We start from the raw sequence: 536 nt of genomic DNA on the forward strand, positions 1-536 counted from the left end.
GGACCACGGAGTGCTCCTGAAGGTTGTGGCCCTCGCCAGGGATGTAGCTCACGACCTCGAAGCCGTTGGTCAGGCGAACCTTGGCGACCTTACGCAGAGCCGAGTTCGGCTTCTTCGGCGTGGTCGTATAGACGCGCGTGCAGACGCCGCGCTTCTGCGGGCAGCCTTCGAGGGCCGGAACCTTGTTCTGGCTACGGCGCGGCTCGCGCCCCTGCGCGATGAGCTGGTTGATCGTCGGCATGACGCCCCTTCGTAAACCCGTTCTGTGCGATCCATCGGCCGAACGACACAGAGCCCGACGGGCGCTGTCGCGCTCCGAACGGGCTACCGCGTCAACCCCGGGCCTGGACAACCTCCAACCGGAGATCGTGGCGACCGAAGTAAGGCGTTTGAACCAACATGCCAGGGGACCATCGCTGATCGTCCCGGCGAGTTGCGCGTCTTACTCACCCCCCCGCCCGGAGTCAAGCGACCAGGGGGGTGATTCGCCGGACGGAGGCAGACGCAGCCCCCGTCCTTTCCGCATGCCGCTACTC

At 66.0% G+C, this 536-nt stretch carries 1 protein-coding gene; it reads right to left on the reverse strand.

Features of this window, described 5'->3' with window-relative positions:
- Window positions 1-241 (reverse strand): 30S ribosomal protein S12 (gene rpsL, locus AC1DWF_RS38080; RefSeq protein ID WP_476843581.1); only part of this gene is annotated, 241 nt, incomplete at its 3' end.
- Window positions 242-536 lie beyond the last annotated feature (295 nt).

Source organism: Aminobacter sp. P4_D5 (assembly GCF_056401815.1).